A 22285-nucleotide genomic window follows, 5' to 3' on the forward strand; every position below is an offset into this window, starting at 1 on the left:
ATTCTCAAACAACCGTTCTGATCTGGTTAGAGACTGTTGAAGGTGGATTTCGTTCAATGACACGCAAAGAATGTTCTTTAGCCATCAAAGATTCAATTAAATATTGACTAGCTAGTGCAGGCATCATATTTTGACCACATGTAAAAATATCGACTGCCGAATAATTAGATTCAGGCCAAGTATGTATTGAAATATGAGATTCTGCCAGTAATGCAATTGCCGTAACCCCCTGAGGCTCAAATTTATTACTTATCAAATTCAAAACTGTTGCATTTGCCAATTTAGCAGCTCTATTTAAAATACAACGCAAAAAGGATTCGTCATTTAATTTTTCGCGATCGCATCTATAAAGTTCCAACAAAAGGTGTTTACTTTGATGACTTAATTTTTGCTCATCACTTAACGAACTTAAAATTTGATTTTTTTTGTAGATTTCCATTTAAGAAATTTATATGAAATTAAAATTAGCTAAAAATCATGCCTTTTTTAAATTATAAGTGAATCATTTGTGACGAGCCTAAGAAAGACTGATTAAATTTATCTAAATGTGTCGCACTTATAAAACATTGACTATCTTTACCAACAGAATTTAATAACAAATTTTGCCTGGTTAAATCTAATTCCGCCAAGACATCATCTAATATAAGTATTGGAGGAACATTTAATGTTTTAGTTAATAAATCGAGTTCAGCCATCTTTAAAGCCAAGATAAAAGTCCTTTGCTGTCCAGAAGAACCATATTTTCTAACTGAAACATTATTGATTAGAAACTCAACATCATCACGATGAGGGCCAAAATTACATTTACCAGTCAATGCTTCTATTGAACGCTGATTAAAGAGTTGTTCTTCTATTTTTTTACTAATAACTTCTTCTTCTTCTTCTTCTGGACTTATATTTTGTATCCCCGAAAGGTAATTTATGTCTATTTGCTCTTGAGATTTACTTAAATGATTATGCCAATATTCAACATATGGTTTTATTTTTAATAAAGCTCTTCTTCTGCGCCTAAAAATTCTTGTACTTATTATTGACATTTGAATATCAAAGCTTTCAACAATATCTGTGGATTGAGTTTTTAAGAAACTTTCCGAACGCCAAAAATGACTTCTTTGTTTTAAAAGCCTATTAAATCTACTTATCAGGTCTAAATATACTGGTTCAAGCTGAGATACGACTTTATCAATCCATGTTCTTCGATAACTGGGTTCACTTCTAACAATATCTATATCATTAGAACAGAAACATACACTCCTTATATAATTCTTTATTTCACTCTGTTTTTTCAAGATTGATTCATTGACATAAATTCTTTTAGGGCCTTTTCGGAATAAATGTAACTTTAAATCGTCTTTAAAATTTATCTGCCCTATGACTACAGCCATATCACTGTCATTCTCTATTAAATCTTTATCACTTAATGCTCTGTTTGATTTTAATTGACTTAAAAACTCAACCGATTCAAGTAAATTTGACTTGCCAATACCGTTACAACCAAGAACAATTGCTCTTTGCTCCTTTAAATCAATTTCAAAACTTTTATGGTTCCGAAAATTTTTAATTTTTAATTTATTTAAAAAAATTTTTTTTGTGCATTCATTAATTAAATTAGCTAAGTTTAAAATGTTTAGATTTTCTTTAAAGAAATTGAAAAATTAGAGGGCATGTAGCTCAGTTGGATAGAGCATCAGATTCCGGTTCTGAGAGTCGGGGGTTCGAATCCCTCCATGCTCGTAACATGATTTTAAAGTTTATATCCCATTACTCGTATTCCATTTGGATCTAATATGAATCCATTTTCCTCCAAACTTAGGAACGAAGATATAGGGGCCTGTACGGAAATACTGCATCCAGGCATTTCTCTATTTATTTTCTCAAGAGTGACTTGAAGCAATATTGAATAATATAGTTGCTGATTATTACCTGGCAATGCACTTAAATTCCACAAGTTAGCATTCAATCCCCTGTCGGAAGTAACCCTTACAAAGCCATATAAATTATTTTTTAATTCACTCTGTATGGTAAAAAAGAAATTACTTTTCTGAATAGCCTCATAAAGAGGTTTTATTGGAAATGTCTCACAACCACAATTTGCTAAAAGTTTGTTAACTTCTTTAGCTAATGGGATTTGCGAAGAGTTAACAAAATAACCTTCTGGAAGAATAAGTTTTTTTTTAGAAAAATATTGCAATTATCAACCTGTATTTCTCATACCAGCTGCTATCCCATTAATAGTTAAAAGTGCTCCCCTCAATAGTTCACTCCTACTGTAAGCTCTCCTAGATTCATCTTTATCAAGAAGAAATTCGCTTATTGGGGGTTGTCTTGTCTGGTCTCTTAGTCTTCTTAAAAGTGAAACCTGCAAAAATCCCAATGGGATGATTGTCTTATTTCTCAAGCTTACTGATGATTTCAAGTCCCTATCAGATTCGAGGAGCTTATTTTTACCAGTAATCTCAAGTATTAAAGATTTTGTAAGATTATATTCTTTAGAAATTACTTCAAAAATATCATCAAAAGAATCTTTATTTTCCTTACTGCCAAGAGTATCAACGTAATATCTAGCAACTTCCAAATCCACCTTAGATAATGTCATTTCTACCTTAGATATAAGCATCCTGAAAAATGGCCATCTTTGATGTAAAACTCTTAATAATTCAATTTGTTCTGGATCTGAATTTAATTCAGAAGACAATGCAGTCCCTACTCCAAACCAACTTGGCAAAAGAAATCTACTTTGTGTCCAACCAAATACCCATGGAATAGCTCTTAAACTTGACAAATCTTTCGCACCTTTTTTTCTTCTAGCAGGTCTACTAGATATCTGTAATTTACTTATTTCTTCTATTGGAGTGACCTCTTGAAAAAAATTTAACAAATCAGGATTCTCATGCACTAATTTTCTATAGTGAGACCTTGATGTTTCTGCCAACCTAGACATTAATTGATTCCATTCTGGAGTATCGTCAAGTCTATTATTTACCAAACTATTTTGAATTACCGCTGTCGTAACAGTCTCAAGATTGTACAAAGCCAGTTCAGGAAGACTATATTTAGACGCTAAAACTTCACCTTGTTCTGTTATTTTTATTCGTCCATTTAAAGTGCCGCTTGGTTGGGCCAATATTGCCTGATAGGCTGGACCTCCTCCTCTACCTACAGAACCACCTCTTCCATGAAACAGTCTTAGCAATATGTTGTTTCTACTTGAAAGATTTTGAAGAGCTATTTGAGCTCTATGAATTTCCCAATTACTAGAAACAAATCCCGAATCTTTATTGCTATCTGAGTATCCAAGCATTAATTCTTGCAGAGGTTTAAAAGATTCTCCCACTTTTGGCAATAATGATCTATAGAAATCTAATTTAAACAACTTTTCCATTACCTCTGGTGCTCTTTTAAGGTCTTCTACAGTTTCAAAAAGAGGAACAACTAATAATTTTGACTTTTGTGAATTTTGATCAAGAAGTCCCATTTCTTTGGCTAGTAAGAGAACTTCAAGCAAATCAGATGCACTATGACTCATTGAAATTACATAAGAATGACAAATACGACTTCCAAATTCTTGCTGTAGTCTCCTAACCATTTTAAAAACTGAAAAGGTTTCTTCTGTATTTTTTGTCCATTGAACGTCAGATGGTATTAGAGGCCTTTTTGTATTTAATTCATCTATAAGCCATTTAATTTTCTCTTCTTCAGACATTTGGTCATATTGCACAGATAAATCAAGATAATTTGTAAGCTCGTTTATAGCATCACTATGTCTTGTACTCTCTTGACGAATATCCAAACTTGCTAAAGAAAATCCAAAAATATGAACCTGAGTAAGTAAAGTGTTTACAGACTCGCAAGTTAAATCTGTACTAATCAGGCTATTTTTAATTAATTCGAGGTCATAAGTAAATTCGTAAACTGACTTGTAATATAAGTTTTCAACTTTATCTAGATCTTTGTTATCAATTTCACCCTCTAAGTCAAATTTCCACCCATTATCAGCTAATAAATTATTTCTTTCTTGTGTTAACCTTAATTTTTCTAAAATATAACTTAATTTCAATCTGTAAGGTTCTGATCTATATCTTGTAGCCCTAGCTTCATAGATTTCTGGGAACTTAACCCTGTCCGTTTCAAGTGACTCTAATAGAGAAGAACTGACTTGACTCCATTGCATCGAGACACTTAATTGATCTTTAAGATTAGATATCGCAACAATATATCTTTCCAACATCAACTGCCTTTGGTAGCAAGCAGTTCTCCATGTTATCTCAGGAGTGACCGATGGGTTGCCGTCCCTATCGGAGCCTACCCAAGAACCGAAATTACAAAAAGATTCGGAGGGTAACTGAACATCTGGATAATTTTCAGTGAGTGCTTCAGTGATCCTGCACCTCAATTGAGGCATCGCATTAAATAAAACTTGCTGAAAATAATGCAAGGCATAATCTACTTCGTCTAAAACTGATGGTTTAAATTGATGCAATTCATCTGTTCTCCACCAAAGTCTTACTTCCTCTTTTAATTGGGTTTTTAAAGAATTTTTTTCTTCTTTTGTTAGAAATTGCTCAATTTGTATTTTTTTTAACAAATTTGCTACTCTTGTTTGCTTATGTCTAATCGTATGTCTTACTATCTCAGTCGGATGTGCAGTAAAAACTAAACGGATATCCATTTCTTGCAATAACTCTTCTAATTTACCTGGGGGTACATTTAATTTCCTCAGCCTGTAAAATAATTCTCTAAAAGTTACTGGAGCATTTTGCCTTGCCAATGCTGGAGCAAAAGGATCAAGATTGTCTGGAGATTTTTGAACATTCTTATTAGTAAAGCTTTGAATATATCTATCTTCCTCAACTCTTTGTTCCAAAATATTCACGAGTTGAAAATACAATGAAAACGCCCTTGCTGCTGCAATGGATTCTGCTAAATCCATAGAATTCACAATATCAACTATTTCATGTTTAAAAGTTTTTGAACTATTACCATCAATTTGTTTTGAATAACTTAATTCTTTAAGCTGTATCAATCTCTCTGCTTGATCATCTGGGCATTCTTCTCTGAGTACAGATTCCCATAGATCTTCTATTAAAAGACGATTTTTATCGAGCGGATCAATGTTACTTATCAGATCCACGTTATTATTTTTTATCTGTCGAAAAGATTCCATATAATCATTATGTCACAAGTGAAAATGTTCAGATCAAATGTTTATTTAAATAATCAAACATTCTCGCCTTCGCTCCTAATCATATCTTCGATAGAAATTTTCATTATTTGCTCAATAGAAAGACCTTTTTCATATTGATTTATCCATTTCATAGATTGATTACCTTCTTCAAGGACTTTATAGATAGGATGCAAAAGATGTTTCATACCAAAATTGTCTGCTGTGGATGACAAATCTGATAATAAGTTTTGAATCCACTCTCTACAAACAACTTTTTTGCCATCTTGCCAGTGAATTAATTCTGAATTCAGACTATCTTTAGCAGCATTAGTTTCATTTTGATCACATATTTCTGATAATTTTTCAATAGAGAAAAAACTGGCATTCAAAGGATCTAAAGTATTTATATTTTCAAAAAGATTTAAAATCCTTAGTTCTATCATGGCTGTTATCCCTAAAAGCAAGTTTAAATCATAAACAAAATCACAAATTCTTAATTCTAAACGATCAAGAATCAAAGGTCTTTGTGGACCATTTGGTCGGATTGAAGACCAAAAATGCCTAATATTCTGCATATTTTTATTAGCTATATTTTCCTCGATCCAATCTATATAAGAATTATGATTTATAAAAAAAGGTACCTTACTTGGTGTTTTAGGGAACTGCATCCATCTCTGAGAGTGATTCTCCGTAATTTTATTATTTAAAAAAGGTGAACTAGCACTTAGGGATAGATATAAAGCAGCCTCAGATCTTATTAGTCTAATAGCTGCAAAAAGCTTATCTAAATCATCTATTCCAACGTTTATATGTACACTTGAAGTAGCAATAGTGGTTCCATAATTATCTTGTATAAATTGATGATAAACATTTTCAATATCAGATCTTTGTAATTGAATATCGTGTTTAAAACAAAGAGTGGATGAAGGAATAATTGTTAAATCTTTTTTGTTTAGCCATCGTCTTAACTTTTTTCTTGGAGTTATTAATTTCTCATATAAAAAATTGTAGTCTTTTTCAGGTGTTGTTATGTATTCAACGTTTCTGATATCTGGCTCTTTGACAAAATCAGGAAATTCTTTCTCAATTTCAGCCGAAACACCAATATGAGAATTTAAAGAACCTGTAAAAAGTTCCACCTCAAAACCCTTATAAAGATTATTTTGACTCATTTATTTATCCAAACAGGCTAATGCTTTTAGTATCCCCTTTGCTTTATTTATCGTCTCTTGATATTCATTTTCAGGAAAAGAATCAGCAACTATTCCAGCTCCTGCTTGCACTGAAACATCATATTTCCCATCTCTTGAGGGTTTAACTATCATAGTTCTTATTGTAATTGCCGTATTTAATGCACCATTAATATCAATAGATCCGTAAACACCAGCATAAGGTCCTCTAGCATCTTTTTCAAAGTGCTTAATCAATTGCATAGCTCTTATTTTTGGAGCACCAGTTACTGTCCCAGCAGGAAAAGATGCTTTTAGTAAATCCCATACATCAGCATTGTTTTTTAAGATTCCCTCAACTTCACTAACTATATGCATAACATGTGAATATTTCTCAATAACCATTAAATCCTTGACCTTCACAGTACCAATTTCACAAACTCTTCCAAGATCATTTCTCCCAAGATCAATTAGCATTACATGCTCAGCTATCTCTTTTGGATCATTTAATAAATCCTTTTCTAATTCCAAGTCTTGTTTATTATCGATACCTCTAGGTCTTGTGCCAGCTATTGGTCTTAAGCTTGCAACAATTTTACTATTTTTATTTTTTTCAGCTTTAACCATTACTTCAGGACTTGAACCTATCAAATACCATGAGCCGAAATCAAAAAATGACATGTATGGAGATGGATTAACCATCCTCAAACTTCTATATAAATTAAAGGGCTCATTATTGACTTGAGTTTGGAATCTCTGACTTATAACTATTTGGAAGATATCTCCCTTTCTTATGTATTCTTTTGCAGAGAGAACTGCATCCTCAAAATCTTTTTTCTTCCAATTACTTTCTAGATCTAAATTCAAATTTTCATTTTCATTCCAATCTAAAAACTCATTTTCTTTTAGAGGAACTCTCATCAAATCTCTAGTTTTCTGAATTTTAGAAATTGAATTTTCATATAACTCTTCAATCGAGCACTCTTTTGAAGAAGTTATATCTACATAAACCACTGCAGTAATACATCTTTTTATTTGATCAAAAACAACTAACTGATCAAAAAACATCCAAGAACCATAAGGTATATCGTTTTCTGGCATTTTATTTATTGGAACGCTTTGTTCTATCTGATTTATTAATTCATAACCCCAAGAGCCATATAACTGTCCAATTGATGGTAAATCATCAAGCATGGTTGACTTATATTCCTTTGTCCAACTTCTTAAAATATCAAAAGGATCACCTTTATGTATTTCAGTTTTGCCATTATTCCAAGTTTTAATTATTTCTTCTCCATAACAAACGGCTTCCCAAAGAGGTTTAGTAGCGACAATACTCCACCTACCCAAACTTTCCCCACCTTCAACAGATTCAAGAAAAACACCATGGGAATCTTTTGAGGATAATTTTAGCCAAGTCGTTAATGGGGTCTCCAAATCTGCTGGCCAAGTTTGAATGATAGGTATAAAATTTTTACCTTCTTCGTAAGCCTTTAAAAAATTATCTTTCTGTGAGCTGATCATATTAATAATGTCAACCCAAATTATAATTATTTTCTTCTTTTATATCAACTTTGAGGAAGTTAATCAAAAGTATTCTTCGTTGTAAATTTCAAACCAGCTGGATTAGGGTTCTCACCTATTCTTCTAGGATTATGTCCTACTTTCTCTCTGCCTTCATTTACTTTTTCAGGGAAAACACCATCTTTTGGGTGTAAAAATTCAATATCGCCACCTGGAAAAATTCGGTAGATTTTAAAATCTTCAATTCTTGGTTTGAAGGCTCTTAATTGTGTCCCTAATGCAAGGCATTGTTCTTTTCTTGCAAAGTACATTAAATTATCACCTTCATGCATAATAGCTGCTCCACCTGTGGGCAATTCAAATGCTTGTTCCTTTGAACTTTTCCATACAATTGCATATTTTTCTTCGGTTTCTGCTGAGTTTAATAAACCCCCAGTACTTCCTATATGCTTTGGAAATTGACCAACTAAAGTTTCAGTCATCCTTGATTTTGAGTTATTTATAATAAGAAATTAGCATTCATATTTTGCAAAATTCGACATTTACAGGAAATTTTCTACATTATTTAATATATGGAAAAATTTGTTTCTCATTCTATTTTGCATCTGAAATCGGAAAAAATACTGTTAAACCTGTATCACGCCTTTGTGTGACATGCCCTCCTAAACTAGCTAACAACTTATGAGTAGCATTTTGACTAAGTTGTAAACTACCTGTTTGAGGGTTCCAATTTAAAACAGGACCAATATCAGAACCGTTATCTTTTGAAAGAATTTCTTTTTGATTACTTTCTAATTTTTTTACTTTTAATTGAAGTCTAAGTTTTTGACCAGCTGGTCTTAATTCTAAAATTAATGTACTACCTTCTTTTAATCCTCTAGTATTTTTATCAATTAATCCACTTAACATTAATTCCAATTTTTCAGAATCACTCAAAATTTGCGGAAGTTGATTGGGTATATCAATCTTTAAAGAAATCCCACGTCGATTTAGTTGTTTCTTCCATAAAGGAGAAAGCTTTTTAAAAATTTCGGCTAAATTAATTTTTGCCAAGTTATTTAGTGAAGGAACTTCATTACTTACTAATTCTGCTGCATTAAAGATTAAACCAAACCTATCAATTTGTTCATTACATTCATTATCTATTTGAATTAAACGATTTTTCATAGATTCGTCCATCTTATATTTTTTTAAAGTAGAACTTATGAGGGTTCTTATTGTTGCCAAAGGCGTTCTTACTTCATGAGATATTGCACGTAATAATTTTGCTTCAGTTATTTGCACATTTTTTTCATCATTTTTTACAGAATTTTGTATGTTATGATTTGGGGCAAAATTTGCTAATTTTGCCGATAATATTGGCCAAAATAATTTTTCAAATTGATTATTAATACTAAGGTTACCTAAATTATTGATTGCATTACGAAATTTTATTCCTTCCTCATAATTTTCTTGATTTAATTTTTCATGGATTAATTCAATTGAAAGTTTTAGGCTTTCTTCATCACACTTCATTAATAGACTTTTCTTATCTTTTTCTCCAACAATTGATAATATACATTGAAAATTTGGGGTGATTAACATTAAAAACGGTTCATAACCATCTTCTTGAGTCAGATTTAAGACTTTATAATTACTAACTAAATCGAAATTTTTTTTTATCTTTTCTGAATTATTGACTGGTAAAAAACCTGCATTCTCATTTTTAAAGTATGGAAATCCCTCAGGAGACCAAAGCCATCCGTGAAGTTGATTTAAAAATTTTTTATCATTAAAAGTTGGCAAAGGCGATGCAACCCAAATCCCCCCATTTTTATAATTTTTAGATAGGAAATCTTTTTGAATAACTTCTAAAGAAGCCCACCACATTCTTCTGGATGTATCATCATCTACATATATAGTTTGAACTCTTTTAATCAAAAGGTCTTGAATTTTTTTTATAGTTATTTGTGATTTCATCAACTTCTTAGTGATCTAGAACGTTTTAATATAGATAAAATAAATCCAATAGATATAAAATTAGTCACTAACGACGTTCGACCATAGCTCATAAAAGGAAGGGGAATTCCAGTAACTGGTCCTAATCCAATAGTCATAAATAAGTTAATAATTATTTGGAATAAGAAAGTTGAGGCTATTCCAATAACAATTAGAGATTCAAAGTTAGTACTAGCAATTGTTGCAGTATTAATAATTTTTTTAATCAAAAAAAAGAACAAAAATAAAACTATTATGCACCCCACAAAACCCAATTCTTCGCCTAATGCACTGAATATAAAATCAGTATGTTGTTCTGGAATAAATTGCAAATTAGTCAGCTTTCCTCGTAGCAGCCCAGTCCCAAATAATCCTCCAGAACCAATTGCAATTTGACTCTGTATCAAATGATATCCACCACCTAATGGATCTCTATTTGGATCTAAAAATAAAACTAATCTATCTTTTTGATATTCTTTTAAGCCATATTGCCACAAAATTGGTGTCAATTTTGCCACTAATAAATGAAACGAAATAGCTAGAGCAGGAAAAATAATTTTCTTTTTCGAAGATCTATAAGCAAGATATCCTATAACTGGAATCCAAAAAATAAGAAGAGTTGGTAAGGTTAAATATAATATAGAAGAGACAATACAAAACACCAATAACAAAATCCACTCTATCGGCATATGCGACCAATAGAGCATAACACCTGTCAAAACCAATAAAACTAAAGATGTACCTAAGTCTGGTTGAAAAAAAATCAATAACCAAGGAATGACTACTAATAATAAGGGCAATACTAAATCTCTTATTGTTAAAATTATTTTTTTGTCCAGTACTAAAGCAAGTGTTAATACAGTACTTAGTTTAGCTACTTCTGAAGGCTGAAAAGAAAAGATGCCCAAGTTTAGCCATCTTTGAGCTCCAGAAACTGAGATCCCAAAAAAATAAACTAATAATAAGGATATTAAAGTAAACAAATAAAATGGAACCAAATACTTTCTAAGTATCCCTAACGGAATATAAGAAATAAAAAATGCTAAGAAATAACCTAAAAAACCTGTTAAAATATGACTTAAATAATTAGATGTAACTAAATCTCCCTGAATACTTTTTATTAATAAGCCCGAAATGATAACTAAAAACAGGGGAATTAAAAGTAGTGGAGAAAATAAAAAACCTCTCCTTAAGTTGTCTTTTTTTGATAAAAATTCTCTCTTATTTAATAAAGAAATTCTCCTAAACATCAATTATCTAGTAACAAATTGATTCTTAATTAATTGAGCTAAATTACCAAATGCAATAGAACTTTCTTTATCAGGCTGACTGATTGAGATTGGTACACCTTTATTGCTTTCATCAACGAGAGGGATTTCAATAGGAATTTGGGCTAATAATGGTAAATTATTTTCTTTAGCTAATGTTTGTCCACCACCTTTACCAAAAATTTCATATTTTTTATTTGGCATATCCGGCGGAATAAATACTGACATATTTTCTACAATTCCCAGCAAAGGTACTGCGAGTTGTTTAAACATTGCTAATCCTCTCCTTGCATCTTGCAAAGATACTTGTTGAGGAGTAGTGACAACAATAGCTCCAGAAATAGGAACAGATTGAGAAAGGGATATTTGAGCATCTCCTGTTCCTGGAGGCAAGTCAATAACCAAAAAATCAAGATTATCCCATTCAACTTGGTATAAAAATTGTCGGATAATACTATTAAGCATTGGTCCTCTCCATATAACTGGCTGACCTTCTTCTATGAGGAAACCCATTGATACCAATGAAATTCCATATTTATTTATTGGTATTAACCTTTGATCACTGCCACTACCTTCTGTAACCTTTGGATTCTGTTCGGCAACTCCCATCATTGAAGGAGTATTAGGTCCATATATATCCGCATCAAGCAAACCAGTTTTTAAACCTAATTTAGCTAGAGAACAAGCGAGATTAACTGCAATGGTACTTTTCCCAACTCCCCCTTTACCACTGCTAACAGCTATAATATGGCGAATTCCATCAATCTTCTGCAACTCAGGAGCATTACTTTGAGTTTTAGATTCTGTTTGAGAAAGATTATTATCTATCTCTATTTGAACATCATCAATATCTTCAAAATCCAGAAGTACTTTTCGAACCTCTTGTACAATTCTATCTCTCTGAGAATTTGCGAATGATGGTAATGATAGTGTTACGATTACTCTTGGTATAGTTACCCTTACGTTTTTAATCCAAGCTAATTCAATTACATTTTTCTTTGATCCAGTGTCTAGAACCTTTTGTAAAGCAAAATTCGCATCTTCTATTGTGGTCATTAAATTTTTTTATATTTTGACAAGTTAGTCGACAGTTTAAAAGATTAAGAACTATGTCGAACTATCAAATAATAGGAAATAAGGTCCCCCTAAGAGAAATTATAAAGGGAAACTTATAATTAACCAGAAAATTTTTTTCTTCAAGATTTACTAAATACATGTTCAAAGAACCTCCTAAAAACTCGAGAGAAAAAACTAAAAATCTCTTATTAACTCTACAAGACAAAATTTGTTTAGGCCTTGAAAATGTTGATGGCAAAGGGAAATTCATCGAAGAGTCCTGGGTAAGAGACGAAGGTGGTGGGGGAAGATCAAGAGTATTGAAAAACGGTTCTATTTTTGAGCAGGCAGGAGTAAATTTTTCTGAAGTACATGGGAAAGAATTACCTCAATCAATAATCTCTCAGAGGCCCGAAGCAAAAGGTCATGAATGGTTTGCCACAGGAACTTCTATGGTATTGCATCCAAAGAATCCTTATATTCCTACAGTTCATTTGAATTATCGATATTTCGAGGCTGGTCCTGTTTGGTGGTTTGGAGGAGGTGCAGACTTAACCCCTTTTTATCCTTATCTTTGTGATGTGAGAAATTTTCATAACGAGCATAAAAAAGCTTGTGAGGTAGTTGATAAAGACTTGCATAAAGTTTTCAAACCATGGTGTGATGAATATTTCTTCCTGAAGCATAGAAATGAATCTAGAGGCATAGGAGGTATTTTTTATGATTATCAAGATGGTTCAGGCAATATTTATAAAGGAAATAACAAAAATGGAGAGGCATCAAAAGCTTCGCAAAATCTTGGCAAATCTAATTTAAATTGGGATAATTTATTTTCTTTAGCAGAGCACTGTGGGGAGGCATTCCTCCCCTCATATTTGCCCATTATTGAAAACAGGGCTAGTCAAACATATTCATCGAAGGAAAGAGAATTCCAGCTATATCGAAGAGGTAGATATGTCGAATTCAATTTAGTTTGGGATAGAGGGACAATTTTTGGATTACAAACAAACGGGAGAACTGAATCAATATTAATGTCGTTGCCGCCTTTAGCTAGATGGGAGTATGGATATAAAGCTAAAAAGGATTCTAGAGAAGAATTTCTTACATCAATTTTTACAAAACCTCAAGATTGGTTAAATGATAAAGATTTAGAAAATTTCTGTAAAGAGAATGATATCTTTGATTAAAAATTATCGATTTACTTTTGTAAATTATATTAAATAGGAGTTTTAAATAAAGAACCGTCGCTTTTCAATTGAAGTTTTTCTCCAAGTTCATTTTCTAAAGAAATTAATTCATCCCTATGCGCTCTTAATCTCATTAAAGTTGAATCATTTTCATTTTCTTTGATCAACCTTAATTCAAATTTCTCCTCTCTTGCCGATTTTTTAAAATAAACAATGCCAGACAAAGGGCCGCCAATTAATCCTAAAAGAATAGGCCACCAACCTAATTCAGGATATATTTGAATAATTACTAATCCCAAAGCACAAGAACCAAAACCTCCAAGAAAACCTAAAAAAATTGCTAAATATTTACTAGAAACAACTTGTCCCTTAAATATTAAAATTCTTTGTTCAAAATCTCCTCCCGTTTGCTTCCATCCCCTCAAATCAAGCCACTCACATAAACCATTTAAAACCTTAATTGGCTGTAGAGAAGATGAAATCTCAACGATGGTTGTTCTATCTTTACTAGAAGCCCTAAGAAAAAAAAATAATCCTATGGACAAAAGAATTGTCAGCAATAATGTTGAATTTAAGGAATAGGACATTAAATAAATTTTTCTTAGTAACTCGAAAATAAAAATTTAAGTTACATCTCATTATAATTTTTTAGATTTATTCTGTAAAATATTTTTATTAAATAAAAATTCTTAATTAAATAAAACCTTCAGTAATATTATAAATCTTAAATTACTCTAACTACTTATTAAAAATGACTATTGAAAATAATAATATTGATCTTCTTTATAGCGATTTATCAGCAGATTTATATAATCTTTATAAAAAATCATCCTACCTAGCTATTGATACTGAAGCGATGGGGTTGATTCATGGAAGAGATAGACTCTGTTTAGTACAAATATGCAATGAACTTCAAAGGACATCCTGCATAAAAATCGAACTTAATAAATCTTCTGCACCTCATTTAAAAGCACTTCTTGAAGATGACAAAATTACTAAAATCTTTCACTATGCGAGATTTGATGTAGCAGCTCTCAAATGTAATCTTGAAATTAATACAAAAAATATTTTTTGTACAAAAATTGCTAGTAAGTTGGCTAGAACTTATACAAATAAACATGGTTTAAAAGATCTAATTAATGAATTGTTAGGTGTAGAGTTAGACAAAAGCTCACAAAGCAGTGATTGGGGTAGCAATGAAGATTTAACAAAAGATCAATTAGATTATGCCGCAAATGATGTTAGATATTTAATTGAAGCTATGCATAAACTAAAAGTCATCTTAGAAAGAGAGAGTAGATATGAATTAGCTCAAAAATGTTTCGAAACAGTTTCTGTACATGCTGATTTAGACATACTAAAATTTTCAAATGTATTTGAACATTAAGAATCAATCTTCAGTTAAAAAATTATCTTCACCATCAAGAGTTTCCATAAGCTTATCAAGTATTCTTGAAGAACTTAATTTATCTTCATCATTTTTTTCACAAATATCTAAGACATTTTGGGCAACTTGTATTTTTTCTTGAATAGTTTTGGAGCCTTCTTTTGCAATTTGAATTTCTACTTTCTTCTTAGCAGAAGATAAACTTATGCTCATAAGTTTTGCAATCTCTGCACAAATTTTTAGATATTGCCGATCATTTATTGGATACATAAAAGAATTAATAATTAAGACGCTAGTGTCATTTACTAAGATAACAAATGAAGGTTTATAGAATCTACGATTTTCTTACTTGCTCCGGATTTCCCCATTCTTTTTTTTCCAATTTTCGCTTGCTCAAATCTAAGAATTTTTTCTTTCAAAAGCAAACTTAAACGTTCTAAAAGAATTTTTTTACTGTTGCAGACAAAAACACTACCTCCTAATAATCTTGATTGCCTCTTTGCAAATGATTGTGTAAATTGAGGTCCTGATCCTGGGAAAGAAAGAGATGGGATTCCAAGGCCAGCAATTTGCTCTGTAGCAGTTCCTGCATTAGACAACCCAACTTCAGCCATACTTGCCCATAAATTGAATTTACCTTTTCCAATTACTACATATTGATCTTTCTTTCTCCATACTGAATCTTCATCAATCGAAAATTGAACTTTACTCTGTTTTAAAAAACCGTATTTAATTAAATAACTCTCAACTTTAACCATATTCGCATTAATGCTCAGTGGCAAAAGTACTACCAAATTCTTAGAAAAATGGAAATCTTGCAAGCAGTCAAGAAAATTATCAAGATTTTTTAATGCTTCTGGGTATCTACTTCCAACTAATAGAATAATCCTTGTAAAAGAAATAATATTTGATATCTTCTCATTTTTTGCATTAACAAAATCCATCATTGGATTACCCAAGTATTTTGCATTAATATTTTTTCTATTTAAATTATTAGCTGTAATTTTATCTCTCATAATTAAATTTTTACATCTTGGAGATGTCATTAAAAACATTTCCCATGGGTCCCATTCAGAACATTTCCACTTATGATAAAAATCGCTTAAAGCCCAACCGGGCTTACTACTCCAAGTATGGTCACTTTTAGGAGTTCCAATAAAACTAAATTCGCATCCTGAACTCCATGCGTAAAGTAATGGTAAAAAATCACCTACAGCAATAATTTTGCAATTTTGTTTTGCCTTTTGTTTTACAATTAAAAAATTTTTTAAAATATCAATTAAAAAGCCTGCAAATAAATCAAGTAAAAATCCCTTTAGACTTTGATTACTAAATCCACCACTAGGCAGCTCTTTTAAATATCCTATTTTACTAACTTTCTTTGATTTTATTGAATCAAATACATCTCCATTACCTACTAAAGGCAAAACTTCAATATTTTTATTTTTTATTTTTTTTAGTAATCTTTTTATTATTTCTGATGCGATTACATCTTCTCCATGACCATTGCATATAAACAATAGGGAATGAGTCCCCTTACTGTTAATATCATAAAAAGACTTAATTGAATCTTTTCCGGCGGCATGGCCAAGTGGTAAGGCAGAGGATTGCAAATCCTTTATCCCCAGTTCGAATCTGGGTGCCGCCTTCTTTAATTTTGATACTAAATCCCCTATAAACCCTTCCAAACACTTGAGTTTTGTATACTTGTTATACATTTCTTGGGGGAAATTTAGTCAAATTCTTGGTCGGCAATAGGTCAGCAAGTTGACCACATTTTCATTACAAAATATTTGTAGTAATTTTATTATCTCATTTCCTGACTACAGAGAAAAATCTATCTTTGATTAAATATGAAAATTTGTAGTTTCTTAAATGATTTATAAGATTCTTAGAAATAAAATTCAATGGATTTTTTAATTATTTTCATCAGATTATTTATATATACATTTGAACTAATTTAATAATCATTATCTGCTACACACATTCCTAAACATCTAACACCATTTGATGCAGTCCTTTTGCAATGATCACATAAAATTTTATCTTTCTTTGAAGTAAGATTAATTTTTGAATTATTATGGTCCTTTAAACTTATTAACTCTTGTATCGAATCAAATCGAGCCATTCTCGGAATCCTCACTTGAGTCGATACTAACAACAAGTGAAGCATTTGTGTTGGAAGAGGGTATATCCATGATTTTTACAGTTTCTTTGGGTTCATCAATAATTTGATTTTTTTTAGTACTCTCATCGACTGAGCAGGCTTCAAGAGCCTCACGAAGTAGTGAATCAAAAGTTGCTCCAGGCAATCTATGTCTAGCAACCTCAAGAAAAGTTCTGGGTAAAGATTCAGATGCAGCATCTCTTAAAGCAGGATTGTTCTTTCTATGTTCTTGTTCTTCTTCTATGGATTTAATAAACCTCAGTGTGACATCTCTTTTGGTAGAGGCTTTTATCAGCGTATCATTTTCAGGATTACTTAAATTCGGTTCATTTTCAAGATCACTAAGCCTTTTTTCCAAACTATTTAAAACTTCATTAGCTTCTTTACTAATATGCGACAATTGACCATCAGATAAATTAGGTAAATCAGCGACAAACACTTTCCCATGATCCCTTAGTGTCAAAAAAGTAGGTCTTGGACCTTGAGACTGTCTACCGCTAAATTCGGAATTATTAGCCATTGGTCTTTTTGGAGGTGTAGGTCCAGCTGAACTACGTCTACGTGTAATTCTTTGATTATTTGCAAAAGGCATTGAATAAACTGTTAATTCTTAATACTTAAACTTCCGATATAACTCGGCGGTAATTTTATTATATTACACTTAACTTTTTCATTTGTGTATAAAAAATAATTTTTTAAAACTCATTTTTAAAAAATACAAAAAAATTTAAGTTAAAATTTCAGGCAAAAATTTACCAATTGTTGAATTATTTTTTCGAACTATTTTTCCAATCTCCCAGCTATCTAAATCATGATCTTTACAGACATTTAATATTGCTTCCTTAAACTGTTTATCAACAATTAAACAAAATCCCACTCCAAGATTGAAAGTATTCCAAAAATCTTTTTCAGGAATCATTCCTTTCTCTTTTAGAAATTTAAATAGAATCGGTATTTCCCAAGAATTGGTATCTATGTAAGGAATAAAATCAGAAGGAATACATCTTGGTAGATTCTCTGGAATTCCTCCACCAGTAATATGGGACATTGCTTTAATCCCAATATTTTCAGATAACATTTGGTTAATCACATTATTATAAATTTTTGTAGGTTTCAATAACTCATCATAAAAATTTAAGTTATAAACTTTTTGAAATTCTTTATCTATTTGATTATTATTTTGAATTATTTTTCTTACTAAACTAAAGCCATTACTATGAACGCCATTACTTTTTAAAGCAATTATTAAGTCATTTTCAGATATTTTTTTACCATTAATAAGGTTATCCTCATCAACTATTCCTACACAAAATCCTGCAAGATCATACTTATTTTTTGAATAAAATCCTGGCATTTCAGCAGTTTCTCCACCGAGTAATGAACAGTTATTTTCTCCACAGCCATATGAAATGCCCTGAACAACCTTCAATAATTGTTTCTTATCAAGCTTACCAGTAGCAATATAATCAAGAAAAAATAAAGGTTTTGCGCCGCAAGTAATAATATCATTCATGCACATTGCAACTAAATCAATACCAACCTCAAAGTGAAAGTTTTTACTTTGGGCTAATTCTAATTTTGTTCCAACTCCATCAGTACCTGAAACAAGAACAGGTTTTTTAAAACTATGAGTAGGAATTCTAAACAAGCCTCCGAACCCGCCAATACCCTCAATCACATTAGATGTATGAGTACCTTCAACTGCCTGTTTAATTTCTGAAACAAATTCTCGGCCAGCTTTTATATCAACACCTGATGTTTTGTAATCCATGAAATAAAAATGATAGACTTTCCCTATATAGATATTCCTCCGAAGATTGCTTTTGTCCAGTAATTATTTATCAAATAGATTTATTTTTTAAAAACAAAGTGAAAAAAGTAATCATAAGGAAAACTGAAGAAATTGAAAATTGGAGAAGAAATATTAATCGTGAAATTAACTTTATTCCAACGATGGGTAATCTTCATAATGGACATATAAAACTAATATCAACCGCAAAAAATGACAACTCTAATATTAATCTAGTAAGTATTTTTGTTAATCCACTTCAATTTGATAATAAGTTAGATTTAGAGAACTACCCTAAAACAATTGACAATGATGTAAAAATCTCCTTTGCTAATGGCGCAGATGCAATCTTCATCCCAAGTACTGAAGATATATATCCTCCGAATAATAAAAATATTAAATTCCTGAAAGCTTCCATAGAATTATCTTCCACATTATGTGGATTAAATCGAATTGGACATTTTGATGGCGTTTGTACTGTAGTTTATAGATTACTGAATCTCATCAAGCCAAAAAATCTTTACTTAGGAGAAAAAGATTGGCAACAACTTTTAATTTTAAAGAATCTTATCCTAACGAAGAAATTAAATGTTGCTGTTAAATCTATTCCTACAGAAAGAGATTTTGATGGAATTCCTTTAAGTTCTCGTAATATACATTTATCTAGAAAAGAAAGAAAATTAATTAGATTTTTTTCAAATGAGTTGTTAGAAGCAAAAACAATTTTTCAACAAGAAAAAAAGATCAGTTTAAAAGCAATAATTAAAAAGCTGTCAGCAGAAAAAATTTCAATTGAATATTTAGAACATTTAAACCCTTATACCCTCCAAAAAGTAAGAGTTGAAGATAATATTTCATTACTAGCTGGTGCGATAAGATGTGGTGAGACAAGACTAATTGATCACGTTTTTCTAATGAAAAGAAGGCCTATTATTGCAATTGATGGCCCAGCAGGGTCAGGCAAAAGTACTGTAACAAAGTTAATAGCAAAGAAACTCAAACTTTTATATTTAGATACTGGTGCAATGTATAGGGCATTAAGTTGGCTTTTAATAAAAGAAAATATTGATTATAAAAAGTGTGGAAATTTGCAGAATATTTTTAAAAATATTTCTATTGTTTTCAAATCAAATAACAATTCACATCACGATGTTTTTATTAATAACTACTGTGTTACCGAAGAAATTAGGTCGCAAGAGATAAATTCTATCGTTTCTAAAATTTCCTCAATTAAAGAAGTAAGAAAATTCTTAGTTGAAGAACAAAGAAAAATTGGAGAATCCGGTGGACTTGTGGCTGAGGGAAGAGATATAGGAACTACTGTTTTTCCTTATGCAGAACTTAAAATATTTTTAACTGCAAGCATCGATGAAAGAGCAAAAAGAAGAAAATCTGACAAACAAAGTAAAGACTCGCAAGAAATAGATCTTGATACGTTAAAAGAACATATAAAAAAAAGAGATTTTGACGATTCTAATAGGGAAATTTCACCTCTCATAAAAGCGAATGACGCAATAGAAGTTATTACGGATGGATATTCAATTAATGAGGTCGTAGATAAAATAATTGATCTTTATAACAACAAGATTCCCAAAGAGACTCAGATCTAATAAATTCAAGAAATACTTTCCAAGAAGCCGCTTACAGAGTCTTCTAATATATCAAGGACATAATCAAATCCGTCATCACCGCCAAAATATGGGTCAGGAACTTCATGCTCATTAAACACTGATCTAAAATCTTGTATTTTTTTAATTGATGCCAATTTAGTTGAAGGTGTTCTATTTTTAAGATCTTGAATATCTCTAAAATTCGAGTCATCCATCGCAAGAATATAGTTATATTTTTCAAAATCTTTGATATTAATTTGACGAGCCCTGCTTAGGATATTTATATCTCTTCTTTTAGCCGCAATTCTCATTCTAGAGTCAGCTTTTTTTCCAATATGCCAACTACCAGTTCCAGCAGAATCTACAATAAAGGCATTTTTTAAACCTTTTTTTTCAAGTAGACTTATAAAAATAGCTTCTGCAGCAGGAGACCTACAAATATTTCCCAAACATACAAAAAGAACAGAAATTTTTTTCATATGGTTTTCTATCTAAACAAATTATAAGTCTTTTAAATAGCAAATAAAATTTCTTTAATTAAAGATTCGGTAAATTCCTTACCAAATAAACTCGATAACATTGGTCTTGCTGGATCGTTATCTCTTCTATATTTCAGATAATTGTTTTGACCATTTATTAATTCTTTTTGGAGATCCATATTGACTTCCTTGCTTTCAAAAAGAATTTCCAAATACAAATTTAGATATTCCTTAAATGAATCATAAAGCTGATTAGTAATTAAAAATTCGCTCCTTTCTTCTTTTGGTAATTTTGACCAGATTACTCCTGGAGAAAAAAATCTACCTAAATCAGCAGACATTTTTTCAGCTAATGGGATTGATGAATGACAACGCTTTTTGAGGTTTATAAGTTTTTCTAATAACTCATTGCTATATTGATTTTGTATCTTTAATGAAGGCTGAAAATCTAATACTAATAAATGAATATTAGGTAGAGAAACAAAATCTACGCCAAAAAATGGGACATTATAAGTAGTATTTGGAATAATTAAAAAATTTAAAACAGAATAATTTGGACTATTAATACAAACTGCTCTTGCAACTTGAATCCTTTTTTTATGAGTTACACCCCAAGTAAAAAGATTCACATTTTTTTTTGATTTTTTTGAACCATAAGTAGAATCTTTATAAGAATATTCGGAAGGTATTGTTTTTTCTATACAGTTATATTTACTTAAATTGTTGATTAAATATTTTAGAAAATTATGCCATATCCAATTTGGTCTATAAAAAATAGTATCTTGTATTAACATTCAATATATAGTCTCACTATTTAATGTAAAAAGAAATTTATCAATAAATTTTTTTGTCCATTTTTCTCCAAAAAAAGATTTAAACAATTTATCTGCAGGGTCTTTTTCAAAACTGTACTTATCATATTTAATTTGATTAATCTTTATTTCTTCTGCATTTAAAAATTGATTAACAGGATTCAATTTATAAATATTCAAATAATTATTTACAAATGAATGAAATATATTATTTAAATCTCTATCAAGATTTAATCTATTTCCTCTACATATAATTACCCATGGTGAGAAATACATTTTTGAATCATAGATATTCTTCATTTTATTATTATCAAATCCAGGATATTTTTTCTTAATACTAGCTAAACTTGAACAATATTTTTCAAGATACTTTCCCTCTTGAATTAAAGGTTGATAATCAAGAATTGCTAATAACTTTTGAGAGGTTCCAAACCATAAAATATCGGCGCCTAGGATAGGTAATTCACTATCAAAATTTGGATATGCGACCGTATTGAAGACTTGCAGTTTTTTGCCACCGTCTAATCTAGTTATTCGCCACTTTCGATATTCCGCAGATGAAAAAAGCCAATTTTTAATAACATATTTTGAGTCTTCATTGTTATATTCTTTGAATTCGCCAGATATTTGAACTTCGTGACCATTTAATTCATCAATTTTGGTTTTAAGGAGATCAACTAATGAATCAAACATAAA

22 protein-coding genes and 2 tRNA genes are annotated in these 22285 nt (G+C 30.8%); 5 read left to right on the forward strand and 19 right to left on the reverse strand.

All coding sequences use genetic code 11. The annotated features are described in order from the left end of the window. Positions 1-4 precede the first annotated feature (4 nt). Complete coding sequence (gene speD, locus HA149_RS08730) at positions 5-439, reverse strand: adenosylmethionine decarboxylase (RefSeq protein ID WP_209114892.1); 435 nt, start codon at positions 437-439, stop codon at positions 5-7. Positions 440-491: 52 nt separating this feature from the next. After that, entirely contained in the window at positions 492-1583 is a 1092-nt protein-coding gene (gene recF / locus HA149_RS08735) for a DNA replication/repair protein RecF (protein ID WP_209115367.1), read from the reverse strand. A 77-nt stretch (positions 1584-1660) separates the two neighbouring features. Between recF and HA149_RS08740 the strand changes: the two genes are divergently transcribed. Then, positions 1661-1734, forward strand: a tRNA-Arg gene (locus HA149_RS08740). Between the two features lie 10 nt (positions 1735-1744). Here the strand turns inward: HA149_RS08740 and HA149_RS08745 are convergent. From HA149_RS08745 to HA149_RS08780, 8 genes are all read right to left on the reverse strand, one after another. Then, complete coding sequence (locus tag HA149_RS08745) at positions 1745-2191, reverse strand: N-acetyltransferase (RefSeq protein ID WP_209114894.1); 447 nt, start codon at positions 2189-2191, stop codon at positions 1745-1747. A 3-nt stretch (positions 2192-2194) separates the two neighbouring features. Then, positions 2195-5164, reverse strand: a complete 2970-nt coding sequence (gene ppc, locus HA149_RS08750; RefSeq protein WP_209114896.1) for a phosphoenolpyruvate carboxylase — start codon at positions 5162-5164, stop codon at positions 2195-2197. Positions 5165-5217: 53 nt separating this feature from the next. Then, positions 5218-6336 (reverse strand): glutamate--cysteine ligase, encoded by a 1119-nt coding sequence (gshA, locus tag HA149_RS08755; RefSeq protein WP_209114898.1) that lies wholly within the window; start codon positions 6334-6336, stop codon positions 5218-5220. Further along, entirely contained in the window at positions 6337-7857 is a 1521-nt protein-coding gene (locus tag HA149_RS08760; protein WP_209114901.1) for an anthranilate synthase component I family protein, read from the reverse strand. 59 nt (positions 7858-7916) lie between these two features. Continuing rightward, positions 7917-8339 (reverse strand): photosystem I reaction center subunit II PsaD, encoded by a 423-nt coding sequence (locus tag HA149_RS08765; protein WP_011863680.1) that lies wholly within the window; start codon positions 8337-8339, stop codon positions 7917-7919. A 112-nt stretch (positions 8340-8451) separates the two neighbouring features. Further along, the gene (locus HA149_RS08770) at positions 8452-9816 is read right to left on the reverse strand and encodes a sensor histidine kinase (RefSeq protein ID WP_209114903.1); all 1365 of its coding nucleotides are present in this window, start codon (positions 9814-9816) and stop codon (positions 8452-8454) included. Then, positions 9816-11084, reverse strand: a complete 1269-nt coding sequence (gene rodA / locus HA149_RS08775) for a rod shape-determining protein RodA (RefSeq protein WP_209114905.1) — start codon at positions 11082-11084, stop codon at positions 9816-9818. Before rodA ends, HA149_RS08770 begins: the two co-directional genes overlap by 1 nt. 3 nt (positions 11085-11087) lie before the next feature. After that, the gene (locus tag HA149_RS08780; protein ID WP_209114907.1) at positions 11088-12158 is read right to left on the reverse strand and encodes an Mrp/NBP35 family ATP-binding protein; all 1071 of its coding nucleotides are present in this window, start codon (positions 12156-12158) and stop codon (positions 11088-11090) included. Positions 12159-12316: 158 nt separating this feature from the next. Between HA149_RS08780 and hemF the strand changes: the two genes are divergently transcribed. Then, positions 12317-13345: an oxygen-dependent coproporphyrinogen oxidase gene (gene hemF / locus HA149_RS08785; RefSeq protein ID WP_209114909.1), complete on the forward strand. Its 1029-nt coding sequence runs from the start codon at positions 12317-12319 to the stop codon at positions 13343-13345. Positions 13346-13374: 29 nt separating this feature from the next. Here hemF and HA149_RS08790 read toward each other — a convergent pair whose 3' ends face one another. Then, entirely contained in the window at positions 13375-13932 is a 558-nt protein-coding gene (locus HA149_RS08790) for a cofactor assembly of complex C subunit B (RefSeq protein ID WP_209114911.1), read from the reverse strand. Positions 13933-14096: 164 nt separating this feature from the next. On the opposite strand from HA149_RS08790, the gene HA149_RS08795 reads away from it, so the two are divergent. Beyond that, on the forward strand, positions 14097-14732 hold the full coding sequence (locus HA149_RS08795; protein ID WP_209114913.1) for a ribonuclease D: 636 nt from the start codon (positions 14097-14099) through the stop codon (positions 14730-14732). Positions 14733-14735: 3 nt separating this feature from the next. On the opposite strand, the gene HA149_RS08800 is transcribed toward HA149_RS08795, so the two are convergent. Further along, entirely contained in the window at positions 14736-15002 is a 267-nt protein-coding gene (locus HA149_RS08800) for a hypothetical protein (protein WP_209114915.1), read from the reverse strand. A 35-nt stretch (positions 15003-15037) separates the two neighbouring features. After that, positions 15038-16252 (reverse strand): lipid-A-disaccharide synthase-related protein, encoded by a 1215-nt coding sequence (locus tag HA149_RS08805; RefSeq protein WP_245154723.1) that lies wholly within the window; start codon positions 16250-16252, stop codon positions 15038-15040. 57 nt (positions 16253-16309) lie between these two features. Between HA149_RS08805 and HA149_RS08810 the strand changes: the two genes are divergently transcribed. Further along, a tRNA-Cys gene (locus tag HA149_RS08810) sits at positions 16310-16380 on the forward strand. Between the two features lie 312 nt (positions 16381-16692). Here the strand turns inward: HA149_RS08810 and HA149_RS08815 are convergent. The 3 genes from HA149_RS08815 to purM all read right to left on the reverse strand — a co-directional run bounded on the left by HA149_RS08815 (position 16693) and on the right by purM (position 18670). After that, on the reverse strand, positions 16693-16860 hold the full coding sequence (locus HA149_RS08815; protein WP_209114917.1) for a hypothetical protein: 168 nt from the start codon (positions 16858-16860) through the stop codon (positions 16693-16695). Then, entirely contained in the window at positions 16847-17491 is a 645-nt protein-coding gene (locus tag HA149_RS08820; protein ID WP_209114919.1) for a histidine phosphotransferase, read from the reverse strand. Before HA149_RS08820 ends, HA149_RS08815 begins: the two co-directional genes overlap by 14 nt. Before the next feature lie 135 nt (positions 17492-17626). Next, entirely contained in the window at positions 17627-18670 is a 1044-nt protein-coding gene (purM, locus tag HA149_RS08825; RefSeq protein ID WP_209114921.1) for a phosphoribosylformylglycinamidine cyclo-ligase, read from the reverse strand. Positions 18671-18768: 98 nt separating this feature from the next. On the opposite strand from purM, the gene HA149_RS08830 reads away from it, so the two are divergent. Further along, a complete protein-coding gene (locus HA149_RS08830) occupies positions 18769-20298 on the forward strand; it encodes a bifunctional pantoate--beta-alanine ligase/(d)CMP kinase (protein WP_209114923.1) in 1530 nt (509 codons plus the stop codon). Between the two features lie 5 nt (positions 20299-20303). Here the strand turns inward: HA149_RS08830 and HA149_RS08835 are convergent, their stop codons facing one another. The 3 genes from HA149_RS08835 to HA149_RS08845 are packed head-to-tail and all read right to left on the reverse strand — an operon-like array spanning position 20304 to position 22282. After that, positions 20304-20777 (reverse strand): low molecular weight protein-tyrosine-phosphatase, encoded by a 474-nt coding sequence (locus tag HA149_RS08835; RefSeq protein ID WP_209114925.1) that lies wholly within the window; start codon positions 20775-20777, stop codon positions 20304-20306. Positions 20778-20809: 32 nt separating this feature from the next. Continuing rightward, on the reverse strand, positions 20810-21571 hold the full coding sequence (locus tag HA149_RS08840) for a phycoerythrobilin:ferredoxin oxidoreductase (protein WP_209114927.1): 762 nt from the start codon (positions 21569-21571) through the stop codon (positions 20810-20812). After that, positions 21572-22282 carry a 15,16-dihydrobiliverdin:ferredoxin oxidoreductase gene (locus HA149_RS08845; RefSeq protein ID WP_209114929.1) on the reverse strand — a complete coding sequence of 237 codons (711 nt, stop codon included), beginning with the start codon at positions 22280-22282 and terminating at the stop codon, positions 21572-21574. Positions 22283-22285: the final 3 nt, after the last annotated feature.

This window comes from Prochlorococcus marinus XMU1406 (genome assembly GCF_017696055.1).
In the GTDB taxonomy this organism is placed as follows: Bacteria; Cyanobacteriota; Cyanobacteriia; order PCC-6307; family Cyanobiaceae; genus Prochlorococcus_A; species Prochlorococcus_A marinus_W.